The sequence below is a fragment of the Paenibacillus sp. MAHUQ-63 genome, assembly GCF_028765165.1.
Lineage (GTDB): Bacteria > Bacillota > Bacilli > Paenibacillales > NBRC-103111 > Paenibacillus_E.
Map to the genome: position 1 here is coordinate 410,826 of NZ_JARADB010000003.1, position 17,982 is coordinate 428,807.

A 17,982-nucleotide genomic window follows, 5' to 3' on the forward strand; every position below is an offset into this window, starting at 1 on the left:
GGATGCGGGAGCGGATGCGGGAGCGGATGCGGGAGCGGATGCGGGAGCGGATGCGGGAGCGGATGCGGGAGCGGATGCGGGAGCGGATGCGGGAGCGGATGCGGGAGCGGATGCGGGAGCGGATGCGGGAGCGGATGCGGCGGCGGGAGCAGCGGCGGGGAGCGAGGCGCAAGTGCCTATGGAGGCGGAGGCGCGAGGCTAACGGACACAGCTGCCGTTATTTGCGCGGTAGCCGCCTCGCCAGAGCTCTAACGGACACCACGTACCTTATTTGCCCAATTCGAGGCGAAATCACGCTTAGAATGGGCAAATAACAGCACTGGTGTCCGTTAGCGTCTGAAAGCGGCCCATTTCCGCCGAATAAGCGCCGCTGTGTCCGTTAGAGCCGCTGCCGTGCCCGTCCAGGACTGACCGGGACTGGGTGGGCTAGCCGCGCCTCGCGGAACCAGCCTGGACCGGTTGGCGGCCGGAAGAAAGGTGCGCGTGGAGGCGGAGGCGCGAGGCTAACGGACACAGCTGCCGTTATTTGCGCGGTAGCCGCCTCGACAGAGCTCTAACGGACACCACGTACCTTATTTGCCCAATTCGAGGCGATATCACGCTTATAATGGGCAAATAACAGCACTGGTGTCCGTTAGCGTCTGAAAGCGGCCCATTTCCGCCGAATAAGCGCCGCTGTGTCCGTTAGAGCCGCTGCCGTGCCCGTCCAGGACTGACCGGGACTGGGTGGGCTAGCTGCGCCTCGCGGAACCAGCCTTGCCCGCGAAATTCTCGCCCCGCCCGTGACACTCTCGTCCTGCCCGCTCGAGGCACCCGCGGCACCCGCGTCCCGCCAGCCCCGGCACTCGCCATCCCGGCCGGCCGCCAGCCCCCGGCCAACACAAAAAGGAGTTGAGCGCAAACAAGCCGCTCAACTCCTTTTTCAATTACTTCTTCTGGCTCTGCGCATACGATTCTTGATACTCTTGAATCATTTTGCTGCCGCCGGCCGTTTTCCACTTCTCGATTTCAGCCTTCCAGCCCGCTTCATCGATTTTACCCATAATGAACTTCGTTTCGGCATCCGTAATCATCTGCTCGAGCTCCTTGCCCCGTTCGGAGAATGTCGCGGAGTTCAGCGTCAACGCCGGATTCGGCACGATATACTGCTCATTCGTTTGGCCGATTTTCTGACTCCGGCGGAACAGATCCGGCTGCTTCATCATCTTCGTGATGTTGTAGCTTTCGCCACGCTGCGGCAGCGTATCCCGGTAAGGCTTCACTTCTTTCAAGTCGGCTTCGCGGTCGAGCGGCTCGGTAAACTCTCCTTTATCCGCGTAGTGCTTGCCTTCCACGCCTTTGACGATCAAATTCGCCATTTGCGGATCGAGCAGCTTGTCTACGAAGGCCAACACTTTCTTGAACTCCGCTTCCGTTTTGACAGAAGATTTGGGAATCGCCAGGAAGCCTGCATTGCCGCTCTCGCCCGGAACGCGGCGTCCGCTCGCGCCCTCGACGGCAGCCGCTTCGATGACTGCGTTCGGCACGACTTTCACGATTTTGTCCTGCCAGCTTTGCGCGTTACCGCCTGAAATTCGAATGCCCGCGCGGCCGGATTCATAAGCTTTATCCACCTCTGTCGTATCCACAACAGGGAAATCCTGATTGATCAGCTTCTCATCATACAAGCGCTTGAACAATTTCATCGTCTCAAAGAAAGGCTCGGTCACAAACTCCGGCGTAAACACGCCGTTCTCCACTTTCCACTTGGACGGTCCGCCTTGGGAAACCGAAATACGCGTCAGTGTGGAGCTCACATCCTGGTTGTATTTTTTCTCCAGCATGAGGCCGTACGTATCGTTTTTGCCGTTTTTATCAGGGTCATTCAGCGTAAGCGCTTTAATCACATTGTACCAATCATCCAATGTTTTGGGCGACTGAAGGTTCAGCGCATCGAACCAGTCCTTGCGGTAATGAATGACGGCACGTCCCAGATCACGGTACAGCGGAATGCCGTACAGTTTGCCGTCGACCATTATATTGTCGTAGAACAGCTTGTTCTGGGCCTGCAGGTTTTTGTAATCTTTGAGATAAGGACCGACTTCCCAGAACAGATCGGACTTCAAGGAGCTGATCATGCTCGGGTTGCTGTAATTAAGCTTGATGAGCTTCGGCAGCTCGCCCGATGCGATCATGACGTTCACCTTCTCGTCATAGGCGGAAGCCGGAATCCATTGAATTTGCAGATCCGTATTCGTATAAGATTTGATCGCCTTCTCGATGTCATTGTCCTTCGCCGGCACCTCGCCGACCTGATTGACGACCAGCGTAAGCGGAAACGGCTTCGTATCCTCCGCAGCGGCCGTGCTTTGCGCCTCGTTCCCGTTGGAATCGGCTCCGCACGCAGACAGCAGCGTGGACAGCAGCAGCACCGTTCCCATCGTCAGAGCTACTTGATTTCTTTTCATCGAGCTTTCCCCTTTCGTTATCCCTATATTATACTCTATTTTCAATCTCCGCCTATCTTCTAGCGAAAACAGGCAGAGTGTAAATAGGCTAGCCTTTGACCGAGCCGAGCAAGACGCCTTTCGTGAAATGCTTCTGCAGGAACGGATACACGAGCAGAATCGGCAGCGTGGCGAACACGATGACGGCCATCCGGATGGTCAGCGGTTGAATCTCGGCTTCATCAAACCCGGAATCGCCGATGCGGCTCTGCGCCAGCATGATGATTTCCCGCAGCAATACTTGAATCGGCCATTTGGCGTTATCGTTAATGTACAGAATTGCATTGAAGAACTGATTCCAATGCGTAACGGAATAGAACAGCGCGAACGTCGCCATAGCCGGCATGGAGAGCGGCAGCACAACGCGGAACAATACGCCCAGATCGTTGCAGCCGTCGATTTTGGCCGAGTCCTCCAGCCCGTCGGGAATTTGTTGGAAAAAGTTTTTGAGAACAATCAGGTTAAATGCGCTAATGGCGCTCGGAATCATCAAGGACCATAACGTATTCGTGAGATGCAGTCCTTTCACAACGAAATACGTAGGGATCATGCCCCCGCTGAACAGCATCGTAAACAGCACGGCAAGGAGGATCGTTTGGCGGCCTCTGAGCTTCGATTTGGCCAGCGGATACGCCATAAGCGCCGTAAAAATAAGATTGATAATCGTACCGACTACCGTGATGTAGATGGAGACCCCTAAGCTGCGAAGCAGCGTATCCGTGGAGAAAATATATTTATACGCCGACAAGGACCATTCTTTGGGGAACAATATGATGCCGCCCTTGGCCACTTCGGTGGGACTCGTGAATGAAACCGCCAGCACGTATACGAACGGCAGCACGCAGACCAGCGCGATAATCAGCAGCAAGCTGTAATTCACAATGTTAAAAATGCGGTTTCCAAGCGTTTTGTCGTAATGCATGTCGTGCAACCTCCATCGCAAGCGGCATCAGTAGACGCCCTCTTGACCGAATTTTTTTGCCATCCAATTGGAGCCCAGAACGAGCAGCAGCCCAACCAGCGATTTGAATAAGCCGACAGCCGCACTATAGCTGTATTGGCCTTGACTTAACCCTTTCATATACACATAAGTGTCGAACACTTCTCCGACCTCGCGGTTCGTCGGCGTCAGCATGAGGAAAATATGCTCGAACCCGGCGTCGAGGAAGTTCCCCAGCCGCAGAATAAGCAAGATGACGATCGTGCTGGAAATGGCCGGCAGCGTAATGTGCCAGAGCTGGCGCCATCTTCCCGCGCCGTCCATTCTCGCCGCCTCGTAGAGCTGGAGATCGACGCCCGACAACGCCGCCAAGAAAATAATGGTGCCCCAGCCGACCTCTTTCCAGATAGACTGCGAGACGATCATCGTTCTGAACCATTCCGGCTCCATGAGGAAAGCGATTTTGTGTCCCGTTAAATTGAACAATAGTTCATTAAGAATGCCGTTTTCCGTTGTCAGCAGCATGTAGAATATACCGACGACCACGACCCACGATACGAAATGGGGAATATACACCAGCGTTTGCACGAACCGTTTGAAGCGCTCTCTGCGAACCTCATTCATCATCAGCGCAAGTACGATCGGCAATGGGAAGAAAAAGACCAGATTATAGATAGCCAGAACGACCGTGTTCCGAAAAAGCATCCAGAATTGCGGCTCGCTGAAAAACCGCTGGAAATGCTTCAGACCGACCCAAGGACTATCCGCATATCCCAGATGCGGCTTGTAGTCCTGAAAAGCCATAATAATGCCGTACATCGGCACATATTTAAAGATTAGAAAATACGCAACCCCGGGCAGCAGCATGTAATAGAGCCATTTATCTCTGATTACATCCCTGACCCATTCCCTTCTGCGCAGCTTCTGCCCAAGCGATGCGGGCGCTGCTGATGGTATAGCTGTCTCCTTCATGCTCTCTCTTCTCCTTCCAGCTCGGAAAACCGATATGCCCTGATTATTGACCAGCTTCACATGAATAGAAATACCTAGCAGACAACTTGTGCTCCGCTCAGGCTGACAGCCCTCTCCAGCCCGCTTGCAGACGCTTGCGATATCTCCTGCATAACCCCGTGTGTGCAACAGGAAACCCGGGCACGCCGGCGGGAGCGAAGCCGCTGACGCTCAATCGCCTTGGCGTAACTAGAGATTAGATCACACTGAAACGACAAAAGCCGCCCTCTTCGCGATTGACCATCGCAGAAGGAAACGGCTCTTGGCTCATTTGTTGTTCTCCAGCAGCTCCCGGTAACTGCCCGGCGTCATGCCGAATGTTTTGCGGAAATTGCGGATAAATGCACTGATATTTTTGTATTGCAGCTTCTCGCCGATCTCGGAAATTTTGAGGCTTGTCGTTTCCAGCATCACCTTGGCCATATTCATCCGGTAATCGGATAAATAATCGCTGAAAGGTATGCCCATCTCCCTCTTGAACACACGGCTTAAGTACACAGGATGGAAATTGAGCGCCGCTGCGCACGACTCCAGCGTAAGGTCTTGATCGTACTGGTCTTGAATCATCCGAACCAACCGGTCGGCGATGTTCAAATACTGCGTATCCGCCTTCTCCGACAGGATATTCATGATCGGGACGAACAATTTGCTCTGGAACCAGACGGCGATGTCTTCCCGTGTTTGAAGTTTCAGCAGCCGTTCTACGGCGGAATCGCCTTCCAGCACCTTTTTCACCGAAATGCCTTGATCCTGCACAACGGTTATAATACGGGACATCAGCTGCAGCAGCAGGATGTGATGCTCATGTAAGAAGCCGTCTTTGTTCAGCAGCGTTGACAAGTACGTCTGGAACACGTCCATCGCTTTGTCCGGCTGTACGTCCTTCAACGCTTGCAGCAGCTGGTCTTCCATCAGCTTCAAATGCGAGTAAACGGCGGATTCGGCGCGTTCGCTGCTTTCAATGTCTTCGAAATGAACGATAATGTCCGGTCCCAGCGAAATGCGGGATTTCAAGGCGGCGAGACTCTCGCCGTAGGCTTTGACGGTTTCGGACAGCTTCCGGTACGGCTTGCTGATGCCGATGCTGACCTGCAGCTGCAAGTACTGGCTCACATTAGATTTGATGAGCTCCGCTGTCCGATAGCAGCGCTCCTTCAGCTCCTGCGGATCCAAGGTATCCAGGCTCAGCAGGGTAACCTGCGATTCACCGAGCAGAATCGGACTGAACCTCGCTTGGACGGGCAGCAATTCGCCGACAATATTATTGATGGCGAAGAGCAGCAGTTCGCGGTCCTGCTCTCCGTACCTGGTTTCCTGCAGTTGATCGATCTGCAGCGTCATGACGCCGAGGGAGCTCCAATCCGTAGGAAATCCGTACATAGGAGCGCGATGAATGAAATCATCGTCGGAGATTTGCCCGGTGAACAGCTTAAGCACGAAGAACTCTTTCAAATGAACCGATTGGCCCTGCATTTGCTTCTCCAGCCGTCCGCGCGAAACCGCGAGCGACTGGAACTTTTGCTGGATATACGCCAGCTCGTCCGTTCTGGCCGCCGTCTGCTCCGCAGCAGGCTCCACCTCGTAAGACCTCGTCACTTCCAGCAAATTGCGGATAGGGGAATACATTCTTTTGCTTCCATAGAAGGCTATCGCGAGCACGAACAGTAAAATGAGCGCACAGGCTGCCCCGGTAAGCAAGCCGATCTTCTTGCTGGCTTGCGTCATATCGGCAATGGATACGACCGAGACGAAGGTCCAGGCATTATAACCGGACGACAGGTACGTGACGCCTACTTGCTCATCGCCGAGCTTGGCCTTGAAGAAGCCCCGCTTGTCCGGATCTCCGTTCAACCGCTCTTTAATCATCGCATTAATTCCCAAATATGCCGTTTGGTCTTCCTGCTTCGACAGAAAAGCGTTGCCCCGCTGGTCGAGCACATAGTTCGTTCCCAGCTGCTTGTTGGTGGAAAGACCACCCCGAATTTCATCCGCTGGAACCTGCACGACCAGCATCCCTTTGGGGGTACCGGTTTTCGGAATGACCGGAATTTTGTAAATGAGACTCAGCCTGTCCGCAGCTGCCGGGCGGTCCGTTGGTCCGCTGCCGTCCCCCTGCTCGTCCCCAATGGGTTCGGGTGCTCGCTCAAGCAGGCTCGTATTCCAGAACATGCTCTCGGGCTGCCCTGCATACAGCATCAATTCCTTATAATTGTCCAGACGGTCGGCCTGCTTCAATTTGTCTAGAGTAACCGCCCAGTTTTTCTCGAAATTGACGAGATAAGCTTCACTAATGAGTGCTTTGGACTGAAGATTGTACAGCCCCGTCATCACTTCCCGCACCCGGATGAAGTCCTCCCCCGTCAGCGATTCGTTCATCACTTCCCGCACAAGCGAAGAATTGATGAATTGCAGGGACGTGACCTCGAGCGACTTGATCGTCTGTTCCACACGAAGCTGTGTCTGCAGCAGCAGCTGCATATTGGCTTCATTGACTTTCTGTTCAACATCCCGCGTCGCAATATAGTAAGAAGCGATCCCGATAAAAATGGTTGGAAGCGCACCTAGGATTAAACTGAATCCCAGAAGCCGGAGCAAATATTTGTGCAAGATCCACACAACCTTCCAATACGAAATATTACAAGTATTGCACATTCGTTACGACCCATCAAGACAATCACACTCGTGATATCGCTTACATTATCAAAATCAACTGTAACTGACTATGTGTTGCAGATAACTTTATGCATCCACGGCGAAAAACCCCTTATAGTATAAGGGGTTTGGCCAAGCATGCAAGCTATCCGCGAGCAATCAGGTTATCTAAAGCGCATTGGTTATCTGCTGCACATTCCGGCAATGATGCAGCTGAATAGCCGGCTCCTCGCTCGTTTGCAAACGTACATTTTCCAGCAGCAGGTCATCCGCATAGTGGGCGATGACGCCCCGCTCCGCCGTTGCCAGGAAGTTGCTGAGGCGTACGGAGGCTAGCGGCATTTCGGGCAGACCGTTGACGATCAGCGCCGTGTGTGCACCGGTGCAGACGACGTCGCGAATGTCGATGTTGCGGAAAATCGGCGTGCCCTCCGTGACGGGATGCACATCGTTATGGGCGCTGCCCGACCCTTCCACGCCTGCATAGAACAGATGAAAGGAGATCGCCTCCCCCGCAATCTGTGTCATCCGGATACGGCTGATTTCGATCTCTTCGACCACGCCACCCCGGCCGCGGGCGCTTTTGAACCGCAGACCGATATCGGTTCCCATGAACGTGCAGTCCGATACCCGAACGCGCCGCACGCCGCCGGACATCTCGCTGCCGATAACGAAACCGCCGTGTCCGTGATACACGGTGCAGCCCCGAATCGTGACATACTCGCATGGCATGCCTAATGCACGGCCGGCCTCGTCCTTACCCGATTTCATGCAAATCGCGTCGTCGCCGACATCGAATGTGCAATTCTCGATGAGGGCGTACCGGCACGAATCGAGATCCAGTCCGTCTCCGTTCTGGGCGAACCAAGGGTTGCGCACCGTCACCTGGCGAATCGTTACATGCTCCGATGCCCACGGGTGCAGGCACCAAGCGGCCGAGTTCTGGAACGTCGGACCGTCCAGCAGCACATATTTGCATTTGCGGAAGCTCAGGAGGTTCGGTCTTAAATAGTCCCGGTAAGGTGCATATGCAGCCGGATCGTGATTCCCTTCCCGGACAAGCTGCTCCGTCTGCGCTCTCCCGTTCATGGCCGCTTCGGAGGGCCACCAGAATTCCCCGTCGTGATCCGTCACGCCGCCCGATTGGACGAGCTTATCCCATTGCGGCGCGGTCATCTTCCAACGTTTGACCGGCCGCCAGGCTTCTCCGTTGCCGTCATAAACGCCTGCGCCCGTCAGCGCAATATGCTCCAGCCCTTCGGCGTCGAGCGGGGATTGACAGCGCACCGTCGGAATGCCTTCGAAGGTGGACATCACCAGCGGATACTGCGTGAAATCCTTCGTGAACAATACGACGGCGCCTGCCTCCGTGTGCAGCTCCAGCCTGCTGGCCAGCTTAAGCGGTCCCGTTACCCATACGCCGGCTGGGATGATAACTCGCCCGCCCCCAGCCTCGGAGCATGCCCGGATGGCACGCCGAAAGGCTTCGGTATTATCCGCCAACCCGTCGCCGATGGCTCCGTAATCCGTCAACAAGAAGCTGCGGTCCGGAATTTGAGGCAGGAGCACCTCCGGCATGGTCCAAGAACCGTTTATTGTATGCGTGGTCATTCGGTCATTCCTCCATTCGTATCGCTGAATCGGAACCAGTCGATGTCTGCATAAGCTCGTTCCGGCGATTGTTCCCCGCCGCCGCTTCGCAAGCAGAACAATCCCAGCTTCGCGCCGACCCAATGGCCTGGTTCCGCTGTGAATTCGCCGCCGATCTTCGCGAAGGTTACGCCGTCCAGACCGTAGGCGAAGCTGAAGACGGCTTCCTCAACGACCGTTGTTTGCAAATACACTGTGTGCACGTCTGCGGGAAGTCCGGCACGGTCCGTGACTTGTTCATTCGACGATTCCTTGTCGCCCCGGCCCTCCACATGGATAAGCTCGAGCCCCTGTTCCGAGCGCCGCACTGCCACATATCGGTAAGCATGCCCGAACGCCGTCAAGCCGGCCATCTCGTCCTGCCTGCCGAATCCGGGAGAGAGCGTGATGGATGCCGTCGCCGTGAATTGCGGGGCAGGAAGCTTCTGGCAGACGACGTTCAGCGCATCGTACAACGTTGCGCTTCCTGCAGGAAGCTCATAGGCGAATAGCCGCAGGTGCCCCGGGTTCTCGCTCAGCGAGTACCACTCGCGCCGGTAGTTCGCCTGCCACTGCCACTGCAAGCCCAGCTCTTGCCCGTTGAACTCATCGCTTGTTTCCGGTACGGCCAACGGCCAAGAGCGCCCTACGTCCGGCTTCTTGTGCACGAGAACCGGCTCGCCGATCCCGTCGCCATTCGCGTCAATCCCCATAACCGGCCAATCGTTCTCCCAGGCCATCGGCTGCAGGTGAACAATGCGTCCGTAGGCTTCTCTATCTTGGAAATGAAGAAACCACGATTCGCCGGATTCCAGCTCCACATAGCCTCCTTGATGCGGACCATTGACCGGAGAATCGCCTTGATGCAGCACGATCTTGTCCTCATAAGGCCCCATGATGTTCTTGGACCGAAGTATCGTCTGCCAACCGACGGAGACGCCTCCGGCAGGAGCAAAAATATAATAATAACCATTGCGCTTATACAGCTTCGGCCCCTCAATCGTCGGATGGCTCTCGGTCCCGTCGAACACAATGACACCATCGTCCAGCAGCGCAGTGCCGTCCGCCGACATCCGGCAGATCTGCAGCATGCTCTTAATGCCGCAGCGGCTGCGGGCAAATGCATGCACGAGATATGCCTGCCCGTCGTCATCCCAGAACGGGCAGGTATCGATCCAGCCTTTCACTTCCTTGACCATGTGAAGCGGTGACCAAGGCCCCGCAGGATGGACGGCCTTCGTCATATAAATGCCTTCATCCGGTGCGCTGAAGTAGATCCAATAGTGGCCGTCATGGTACCGTATGGCCGGAGCCCATACGCCGTCGCCGTGTCGAACCCGGTCATCGTATCCGCCCGGCAGCTGCTGAACGGCATGTCCGATCAACGACCAGTTGACGAGATCTTTGGAATGAAGAACCGGCAGTCCCGGCGAACTGACGAAGCTCGATGCCGTCATATAGAAATCTTCTCCGACGCGAATGACGTCGGGATCGGAATAATCCGCACATAGAATCGGATTGCGGTACGTGCCGTCGCCCAGATCGGCGAACCATACCGGCTTTATTAGGCTTTCACTGATACTCACTTGCGATCTCCTCCTCGTTCCATCTCTACACTGGCAAGCAGAAACGGCGCCATGCCCATCAGCACATCTCTCACAACCGCTTCTTCCAAATAGTACTCATAGCTGCCGTCCCGGTACGGATTACCGCCCAGTCCAGCACCATGGCAAATCCCTTGCACATGAACACTTGTTGGTGTTTCTGTTACTAGTTCGTTCAGCAGTCCTTGATACCCTTTGTGCGCGACCGTTTGGAAGGAACCGGAGAGATATTTCAAACGCGCGCCTTTGGCTGCCGCATAGACAATCATACTGCTCCCCGATGCTTCCAAGTAGTTGGCTCCGTCCGCTCCACGGTCCAGCACCTGATACCATAGTCCTGTGTTCGGATCCTGCACCCGTGCAAGCGCCCCCATCATCCGTTCGAAAATGCCGATGATCGTTCCGCGCTGCGGGTGCTCCTCCGGAAAGTGTTCCAAGGCATCGACGAGGGCCATCGCATACCAGCCCATGCCCCGGCACCAGAAATGCCGCGATTTGCCTGTATCGAGATCGCACCAACGCTGTTCACGGCTCTCGTCCCAGCCATGGTGCAGCAGCCCCGTAGTGACATCCCGCGTATGCTTTTCGACCAGAAGCAGCTGCCTAGCCGCTTCGTCGAACAACTCCGGTGCATCGAATGTTTTGGCATATTCGGCGATGAACGGAGTCGCCATATATAACCCGTCCAGCCACATTTGGTACGGGTATATCTTTTTATGCCAGAAGCCGCCTTCGCTCGTTCTCGGATGCCCTTTGATTTGCCGGATCAGCCTAGCCGCCGCCCCGGCATATTTCGGCTCGGACGTTCTCCGCCATAGCGCGAACAACGCCTTGCCCTGATTGATCTGATCCAGATTGTAATCCTCCAAGGTGTAAGTTCGAATCGAACCATCCTCCTGAACGAATAAATCCATATGCTTCCGGACATATTCCACATAAGCTTCATCCCCGGTAAGATCCCCGACGTTCAGCAAGGCTTTCAAAGTCATTCCGTTCACATACATCCAGCGCTGCTCTATTTCCGGATGGTAACCTCTTTCATTTGTGTTGCCCATGATCGTTTGTGCCGTTTTGACTGACCAATTCCCTGATTCCTTCATCTGCTCTTCCCGCCTTCCCCTTATTGCCCAGCATATCGTCCGTGACTACAGCTATTATGCTCGAAGATGGCATGTCAGCCTATGCAGTTGAGATAACCAGTTCGCTAGAGCGGCATTGAAACCGAGAGCCACAGCATGGCCCGGGTGAACAGGTTGCTTCGGGCACATTGGTTGCATCCTGCATATGTAACGGACATTCCCCGCATTTTACCTGCCAAAAAGGACCCCATGACGAGTTTAACTAGTTGTTTGAAGACTATTCGCTGTCTGCAGGAATAAAAAAACCCGGTGGCTCCTCATGGAGTCCCGGGTTCTTGCCTGTATGCTTCCCTCACGCTCTCGTCAGCTTCCTGCGATCTTCCACCTGCGGCGGCTCCTCCATCCAGCCGTGCTTAATCATAAGCTCCCCGCCTTCTTTCAAAAAAGGCAAAATCTTCTGAGCCGTGCGAGCCATCGTCAGCGGCAAATCGCTGCGCAAGCTGAACGCTCCGCCGAGCGCGTTGCTGCCGAGGCCGAATGCGCCCAGCAGATTCGTCAAATACATCATCAGCTTGTCGGAAAACGGAGACACGGTAGAATTCGTTGCCTTCCCTGCGTGCGTAGCCGGCGGCTCGATGTAGTCGCGGCGCAGAAACTCGCCCAGCGTCGTCTCCACATCTTTGGACAATTCCATCCCCTTGATGAAATAGTTCTTCACTTCCCGATCATTGGCCACTTGCGCGAAGCCGATCATCAACTGCATGCCGGTCAAATTCGTCTCAATGGCATGATGGAGAAGCGAGATTTCGATCGCATTCAACGATCTCGTCTCTCCGATCAATTTGAACCCGGTCAGATAGCTCTCGTCTTTAATGAAGTTGACTTCCGTAGGCATGGACATGAACGGAGGACGGACGAGCACGCCTTTATCCAGCAGCAATTGCGAGCTTTGATCAAAGACGTCTTGGGAATGCGCCGTTAATTGTCTATACAGCTTTTTGACGTCCTCGCGGTAAGACATCGTAGAATGCAGGGCGAACAGATTGACTTCTATTTTGCTAAGCATGTGCAGAAACATCGGCTCATATAGAAAGTCGAACAGCTTGGGAACACCCGGATGAACATCGTTTGCCGTAAAGCCAATCGGTACCGCGGCTCCTGCCGCTTGGAAGAGCTGCGTTATTTCATTTACAAATCCTTGCGCGCCTTCGTATGTGAAATTGATAATTCGCTGAACGTCGGCATCGTCGGCATGTTCACGCAAATATTCCAGAAATCTGAGCAGCATTGTTTTCTCTTGATAAGCCATCCACAAATTTCCGATTTCGGATGACGTCAAGGGGATTTTGTGAGCTTCCATGTACAACGCTCCTTTGTTTTTAGCAATATTCTTTCCTATGCGGGAAATAATATCCACAAAGAAGCGTACGAAAGTTATGACGATCCCTGGTCGCCAATTCGCCCGGCAGCGTCACCGTAACGGACTAAGATATGCCACATATATTTCAATTCCTGAACCGCGTCTTCATAGCAGCCCCGGTCAAGCCAAGCTTCCGGACGGCTCTTCAAATCAAGCGCCGCAGCTCCGATGGCGCTCGCATCGACGCGTCCGTTCACCGCAATCCGTCTGGCCAGCGAGGGCATGCTCGGACCTCGGAAATCCGCAGGAACATCTTCCGCACGGATGGCGAATCCCCTATGCCAATACAGCGTGATGCCGTACTTGAAGCATAGCTGTTCCAATATTCGGCCTGTCGGCGCCGTCTTGAAGGATGGATCCGCTACCAGCATATCGACGTCAGTCTGCAAATCAATCGTGCCATGAACTTGAGCTTCTATGTAATGATTCAGATTGCGGCTAGGCTTCATGGCCGCAGCAGCTTGGAATGGCTGCTCCAGGCCGTTCAGCAGTTGATCGATCAGCTTGCGGGGGCTCGTGTTCTTCTCTCCGATGGCGCGTTCTTCGAAGAATGCATCCTTCAAGAGTGCGGCGGTGATATCGTCAAACTCCGCATACGTTCCTTTTTCCTTCGGGTCTTGGTGGGAATCCAGATACGTATAGGTGCTGCGTGCAGCCGTCTTGGGCGAGAGGAGGAAGTAACACGAGCCGAACCTGGGAGCCGGCCCATCCGGATGCGGCCAAAGTGCGAGCGCACCGTACTTGGGGCGTTGGCCGTTCGATACGCCTTCGGCCTGATAGGCGCCTCCGAACATTCGAGCCTCCCAGACATCGCGGGCTCCTCCCGGATAAGCGGATACGCTCCCGCTCGAGATCCCGGTTTCGAACTGGCTCCTATAGTGCCCCTGCTCGAGCAGCGCTTCGGCTACACTGCGATGATGCGGAGCCGGTCGGTCCGGATGAAAATGAAGCGCAATTCGAGCCCGGGACTTCAGCTTGGCGACCGCCTCTTCATAGGTTTCCCTGGATATATTGGACATCTGCAGGATATCATCTATGACCCGCTTCGCCTCTTTTTGTCGCGTTCTGGCGTACCGCGTGATGTGTTCCATCGCTTGGAGCTGGGCGCTGGTCAGTTCACTCATATGCATACCTCCTGTACGTGCGTTATCCTGATTCTAACATACCAAACAGCAGAACAAGCTCCCTCATCGTCAAATGAGGGAGCTTGTTCTTATATGTCCTTATTTCGAAGCAGCTGGAGTGATCTCTTCGGTGTGTGTGTTCACTCCGTAATCGCCTTCAAATCGCTCACTTTCAGAGAAGCTTCCCGATTCGTGTCGTGAAAGACGACGCGTACCTCCAACTCATCATCCACTAGCTCAAAGGCAAGGATTGTACAGTTTCTGCCTCTATTCTTCGTCTTTCTAGGGTTATCCGGTTCGACGACATACGAACCCCCAATGGAAAGACTCACCATGTCCTTCATGTTCAATTAGCAACCCTTTCTAAGCTGTTATGGTACATAAGATCATTCCTCTCACCATTTTACCCCATAATGAGCCGAACGTCTGCACCTATATCTATGCAATGGCCTTTTCCACAAATTGGATGGCAACCCTCCAGCGTTAAGCTGCGTCTATACATGTATAAGTTAACTTGTTAGGAGCAGATATCATGAAAATAAAAAAAGGGCTCCAAACCGGAGCCGCTTGTATAGCGCTTATGACCGGACTGCTGCCTGGTGCCGTCGTTCATGCGGAGGCGGACAGCAATCCATCCGTTTACCTGGACGGCCGTCTGTTGTCCTTCGAGACCCCGCCCGTCATCGAAGACGGCTACAGCCTTGTTCCGCTGCGCGCCATTTTTGAAGCGGAAGGCGCCAAGGTGTCTTGGGACGAGACGACCCGCACCGTTACCGCAGTGAAAGATAACATCGAGTTTACATACCAGATCGGCGCCATGACGGCATCCAAAAATAAACAAACACTCGACATGCCCATCTCCGGCAAAATTATTGCCGGCAACACGATGATTCCGCTTCGTTTAATAAGCGAAACGCTCGGCAATCTCGTCAAGTGGCACGACTATGACCGATCGATTACAATTTCTTCGGCCAAAAGCTACGAAACGGCTATCGAATATGGCGTCAATCTGAGGGACGCTCCGAATACCGGTTCGCAAGTGCTCCGAATGATACCCAAGAAGGAGAACATCCATGTTATTCGAGAGCTGAACGCGAATTGGCTGGAGGTGCAGACGAAAGACGGGGCCATCGGCTTCCTCTCCGCCGACCCGCAGTACACCGATTACGCCGCTCCGGCGCTTGCCGAACAGAAAGCCGATGAGCTGATCGCGCTTGGCGTCAAATTCTTGGGAACGCCTTACGAATTCGGCGCTTCCTCCAGTCAAACCGCCACGTTCGATTGCTCTTCCTTCGTCCGATATTTGTTCAAGGAGGCGTTATCCATCGACCTTCCGCGAGTCTCCTACGAACAAGCCGAGGTAGGGAAAGATGTCGGACTTGACGAGCTTCGCAAGGGTGACCTGCTCTTCTTCACCGCCCGCGGGCTCGATATCGGGCATGTCGGCATTTATGCCGGGGACGGCAAGATTCTCCATACGTATTCCAAAGAACTTGGCGTCCATATCGCTGATTTTGATGACAAATGGAAGAAACGGTTTGTAAAAGCCAAGCGATTATTCTAGCTAAGCATTCAACATGGTTGGCTTGGAAGAGCTGACCATGCGAAATTTCACGAAACTAGCCACCCGCCAAGCTGCGATATAGCCGAATGTGATTAGATTGCACATAAAGCTAAGCGTGCTTGGCTCTATGGCGTGGATTGTCGCAATGGCGATGAAGCGCAGCGCGAAGATCGCGATCAACAGGACGAAAACGGTATGATTGCGTTTAATAAACGTTTCTCCGTTATCATGCACTTCAAAATTAGTCGTCTTGATAAGCGGAATGGAAATGATCATTCCCACGATAAGCGACAGAATGACCTGCTCCTCGCGAATATGCAGAGAAGGATCGAACAATTGCATGAACGATGTGGAAATGTACACGATTGGCAGTAACAGCGCTGCGCCTGACTTGCCAAGCGGCTTGCGCATCCCGCTCCATTGCCCGCGTAAAATAAAGAAAAAGATTACTGCCGATACCGCCATCGATATGGTTGAATTCATCATCGAACACTCCCTTAGAGGTTTTATTATGAATCCTATTATCCTCTCTCGGGGAACGGTTCGACAGTGAATCAGGTCACCGAATTAAGGTGACCTTTGTCATACGGAGCCCGATCACGGACTGAGACGCCGTTATTCGCCATTCTATACGCATAAAAAAATCTAACGGACACAGAAGCCGTTATCTGCCCGATATTCCCCATGTCCATCAGGGTAGGCGCAGATGACGGCTTTCCAGTCCGTTAGACTCGCAAAACGCGTAATAATTTCAATATCAAGACCGTTGTGTAACCCTAGCATTTACAAATCATCAACACATTGCCGTCCGGGTCTTTGATATTAAACCAATGCCCATGCTCGATACCTGTAACAAGCTCGATCTGACGGTCCTGGACGAATTGATACGCTTGATGAATGTCATCCGCGTTAAAATGAAACGCCGGGCTTCTGAAGTAAGTATCCTCGTTATAAATGCGGCTGTCCAAGATCAGATTCAAGCCGTTATTATCGAAGGGAATGCAACACAGATGGCCGTTAATAATTTCAAATGAAGGCTCCAAACCTAGCAGCGAACAATACCATTCGCGCGCATCGATGATGCTGCTTACCGGGATGAAAATAGCTCCTGCTTTACTGGAAATCGGACTCATGCCATTCAATCTCCTTATATGCCAGAATATCCACTAGTGTAGCATAGATTGGTAGAATAAGGAAACTGCATTGTCAAGCGCGCCCATTCTGTATGTTATTGCCCGCAAGCGCTCACGAATGCAGCGAACAACCGGAAGCTGGGCTCATCGATTTGATAACAAAACTCAGGATGCCATTGCACAGCCATCACGAATTTCTTGCCGGGCATGGCAACCGCCTCGATTAATTCGTCTTCCGCATAGGCGACGGCCTGCAATTGCTCCGACAATTGTTTGATGCCTTGGTGGTGATAGCTGTTGACCATCAGAGATTCTTTACCGACAATCTCATATAACGGATTTCCATCCGCTATGACGACGGCATGAACGGGCTCACTGTACGGAGGCTGCTGTTTATGCGCAATTAGCTTGCCGGCGCTTCGCTGCGCAGGAATATCCTGATACAGCGTTCCTCCGAGCAAAGCGTTAAACAATTGCAAGCCGCGGCAAATCCCGAAGGCCGGTTTATCCAGCTTCAGCACTTCATCGAACAGGAGTTTCTCCATCACGTCCCGTTCCTCGCACAGTTCTCCACACACACCATCGATTGCCTCACCGTATAGCTCCGGATTGATATCATGTCCTCCTGTAAAAAGAAAGCCGTCAAACGTTCCGGCTAACGTTCGGATGACCTCCGGGTCCGCTGTCATGGGCAGCATAACCCCAATGCCTCCGGCCTCTTCGATGCCTTTCATATATCCCGCAAGCATCCAGTAGCTGTCTTTATCCGTATCCACTAAAGGTAAAACGCCGATCAACGGTTTTCTCACAGTAAGCCCCCCTAATTTCTTTATAGATCTACCGCGAACAAGCGGACTTGTTCCTCCGTACCCGCATAGGGAATGGTCCCTTCATCCTTCAGCCCCAATTTCTCCAATAGCTTTGCTGAAGGACGATTATCTAGCGCCGTAATCGCGGCCAGACGCTTTAATCCGATTACTTCTTTGGCGTAACCCATTACTGCGGAAGCAGCTTCATAGGCGTATCCTTTCCCCCAATATCTGGGCAGGAAAGCAAACCCGATATCTACCTCTTCCATGAAATCCCGCTTCGCCAATCCGCAAATGCCCAGCGGGATGCCTCCATCCTTTAGCTCGGTCAAATAAAAACCGAAGCCCAGAGCGGCATATGCATTCATCGGGACGTCGATAATATGGGTCCGCGCATCCTCCAGCGTCCTTACACCTCTGTCGCCTATGTTCCGAATCCAGGACGGGTCGTTCAGCAGTTCAAGAATAAAGGCCGCGTCTTGGACGGTTTGATGACGAAGTATGAGTCTCTCGGTTTCTACGACGATCACA

At 53.6% G+C, this 17,982-nt stretch carries 17 protein-coding genes; 2 read left to right on the forward strand and 15 right to left on the reverse strand.

Features of this window, described 5'->3' with window-relative positions:
* The coding region (locus tag PUT07_RS18125) for a hypothetical protein (RefSeq protein ID WP_274469750.1) at positions 1 to 202 on the forward strand (202 nt) is incomplete at its 5' end.
* 432 nt (positions 203 to 634) lie between these two features.
* Here PUT07_RS18125 and PUT07_RS18130 read toward each other — a convergent pair.
* From PUT07_RS18130 to PUT07_RS18180, 11 genes are all read right to left on the reverse strand, one after another.
* The gene (locus PUT07_RS18130; protein ID WP_274469752.1) at positions 635 to 901 is read right to left on the reverse strand and encodes a hypothetical protein; all 267 of its coding nucleotides are present in this window, start codon (positions 899 to 901) and stop codon (positions 635 to 637) included.
* Positions 902 to 926: 25 nt separating this feature from the next.
* Positions 927 to 2,447: an extracellular solute-binding protein gene (locus PUT07_RS18135; RefSeq protein ID WP_274469754.1), complete on the reverse strand. Its 1,521-nt coding sequence runs from the start codon at positions 2,445 to 2,447 to the stop codon at positions 927 to 929.
* An 88-nt stretch (positions 2,448 to 2,535) separates the two neighbouring features.
* Positions 2,536 to 3,408 carry a carbohydrate ABC transporter permease gene (locus PUT07_RS18140; protein WP_274469756.1) on the reverse strand — a complete coding sequence of 291 codons (873 nt, stop codon included), beginning with the start codon at positions 3,406 to 3,408 and terminating at the stop codon, positions 2,536 to 2,538.
* Positions 3,409 to 3,435: 27 nt separating this feature from the next.
* Entirely contained in the window at positions 3,436 to 4,398 is a 963-nt protein-coding gene (locus tag PUT07_RS18145) for an ABC transporter permease (protein WP_274469757.1), read from the reverse strand.
* Positions 4,399 to 4,704: 306 nt separating this feature from the next.
* The gene (locus PUT07_RS18150; RefSeq protein WP_379240347.1) at positions 4,705 to 7,053 is read right to left on the reverse strand and encodes a helix-turn-helix domain-containing protein; all 2,349 of its coding nucleotides are present in this window, start codon (positions 7,051 to 7,053) and stop codon (positions 4,705 to 4,707) included.
* A gap of 204 nt (positions 7,054 to 7,257) precedes the next feature.
* Positions 7,258 to 8,700 (reverse strand): glycoside hydrolase family 28 protein, encoded by a 1,443-nt coding sequence (locus PUT07_RS18155; protein WP_274469760.1) that lies wholly within the window; start codon positions 8,698 to 8,700, stop codon positions 7,258 to 7,260.
* Positions 8,697 to 10,304 carry a glycoside hydrolase family 43 protein gene (locus PUT07_RS18160; RefSeq protein ID WP_274469762.1) on the reverse strand — a complete coding sequence of 536 codons (1,608 nt, stop codon included), beginning with the start codon at positions 10,302 to 10,304 and terminating at the stop codon, positions 8,697 to 8,699. The genes PUT07_RS18155 and PUT07_RS18160 overlap by 4 nt, the downstream gene beginning before the upstream one ends.
* Positions 10,301 to 11,422 carry a glycoside hydrolase family 88/105 protein gene (locus PUT07_RS18165; protein ID WP_274469764.1) on the reverse strand — a complete coding sequence of 374 codons (1,122 nt, stop codon included), beginning with the start codon at positions 11,420 to 11,422 and terminating at the stop codon, positions 10,301 to 10,303. Before PUT07_RS18165 ends, PUT07_RS18160 begins: the two co-directional genes overlap by 4 nt.
* Positions 11,423 to 11,753: 331 nt before the next feature.
* Positions 11,754 to 12,761, reverse strand: coding sequence for a DUF3231 family protein (locus PUT07_RS18170; protein WP_274469765.1), 1,008 nt, complete (start codon positions 12,759 to 12,761; stop codon positions 11,754 to 11,756).
* A 74-nt stretch (positions 12,762 to 12,835) separates the two neighbouring features.
* Positions 12,836 to 13,945 (reverse strand): DUF3626 domain-containing protein, encoded by a 1,110-nt coding sequence (locus PUT07_RS18175; protein WP_379239967.1) that lies wholly within the window; start codon positions 13,943 to 13,945, stop codon positions 12,836 to 12,838.
* A 140-nt stretch (positions 13,946 to 14,085) separates the two neighbouring features.
* Complete coding sequence (locus PUT07_RS18180) at positions 14,086 to 14,289, reverse strand: hypothetical protein (RefSeq protein ID WP_274469768.1); 204 nt, start codon at positions 14,287 to 14,289, stop codon at positions 14,086 to 14,088.
* 188 nt (positions 14,290 to 14,477) lie between these two features.
* Here PUT07_RS18180 and PUT07_RS18185 point away from each other — a divergent pair, with 188 nt between their 5' ends.
* A complete protein-coding gene (locus PUT07_RS18185; protein ID WP_274469769.1) occupies positions 14,478 to 15,509 on the forward strand; it encodes a stalk domain-containing protein in 1,032 nt (343 codons plus the stop codon).
* Here PUT07_RS18185 and PUT07_RS18190 read toward each other — a convergent pair whose 3' ends face one another.
* From PUT07_RS18190 to PUT07_RS18205, 4 genes are all read right to left on the reverse strand, one after another.
* Entirely contained in the window at positions 15,510 to 15,995 is a 486-nt protein-coding gene (locus PUT07_RS18190) for a CcdC protein domain-containing protein (RefSeq protein WP_274469770.1), read from the reverse strand.
* 290 nt (positions 15,996 to 16,285) lie between these two features.
* The gene (locus PUT07_RS18195) at positions 16,286 to 16,642 is read right to left on the reverse strand and encodes a VOC family protein (protein ID WP_274469771.1); all 357 of its coding nucleotides are present in this window, start codon (positions 16,640 to 16,642) and stop codon (positions 16,286 to 16,288) included.
* Between the two features lie 95 nt (positions 16,643 to 16,737).
* The gene (locus tag PUT07_RS18200; protein WP_274469772.1) at positions 16,738 to 17,451 is read right to left on the reverse strand and encodes a gamma-glutamyl-gamma-aminobutyrate hydrolase family protein; all 714 of its coding nucleotides are present in this window, start codon (positions 17,449 to 17,451) and stop codon (positions 16,738 to 16,740) included.
* 20 nt (positions 17,452 to 17,471) lie between these two features.
* Entirely contained in the window at positions 17,472 to 17,981 is a 510-nt protein-coding gene (locus tag PUT07_RS18205; RefSeq protein WP_274469773.1) for a GNAT family N-acetyltransferase, read from the reverse strand.
* Between the last annotated feature and the right edge of the window lies 1 nt (position 17,982).

Excerpts from the sequence above, each read along its gene's own strand:
- PUT07_RS18135 (WP_274469754.1), bottom strand. The coding sequence starts at position 2,447 with ATGAAAAGAAATCAAGTAGCTCTGACGATGGGAACGGTGCTGCTGCTG.
- PUT07_RS18140 (WP_274469756.1), bottom strand. The coding sequence starts at position 3,408 with ATGCATTACGACAAAACGCTTGGAAACCGCATTTTTAACATTGTGAAT.
- PUT07_RS18145 (WP_274469757.1), bottom strand. The coding sequence starts at position 4,398 with ATGAAGGAGACAGCTATACCATCAGCAGCGCCCGCATCGCTTGGGCAG.
- PUT07_RS18155 (WP_274469760.1), bottom strand. The coding sequence starts at position 8,700 with ATGACCACGCATACAATAAACGGTTCTTGGACCATGCCGGAGGTGCTC.
- PUT07_RS18165 (WP_274469764.1), bottom strand. The coding sequence starts at position 11,422 with ATGAAGGAATCAGGGAATTGGTCAGTCAAAACGGCACAAACGATCATG.
- PUT07_RS18170 (WP_274469765.1), bottom strand. The coding sequence starts at position 12,761 with ATGGAAGCTCACAAAATCCCCTTGACGTCATCCGAAATCGGAAATTTG.
- PUT07_RS18175 (WP_379239967.1), bottom strand. The coding sequence starts at position 13,945 with ATGAGTGAACTGACCAGCGCCCAGCTCCAAGCGATGGAACACATCACG.
- PUT07_RS18180 (WP_274469768.1), bottom strand. The coding sequence starts at position 14,289 with ATGAAGGACATGGTGAGTCTTTCCATTGGGGGTTCGTATGTCGTCGAA.
- PUT07_RS18185 (WP_274469769.1), top strand. The coding sequence starts at position 14,478 with ATGAAAATAAAAAAAGGGCTCCAAACCGGAGCCGCTTGTATAGCGCTT.
- PUT07_RS18190 (WP_274469770.1), bottom strand. The coding sequence starts at position 15,995 with ATGATGAATTCAACCATATCGATGGCGGTATCGGCAGTAATCTTTTTC.
- PUT07_RS18195 (WP_274469771.1), bottom strand. The coding sequence starts at position 16,642 with ATGAGTCCGATTTCCAGTAAAGCAGGAGCTATTTTCATCCCGGTAAGC.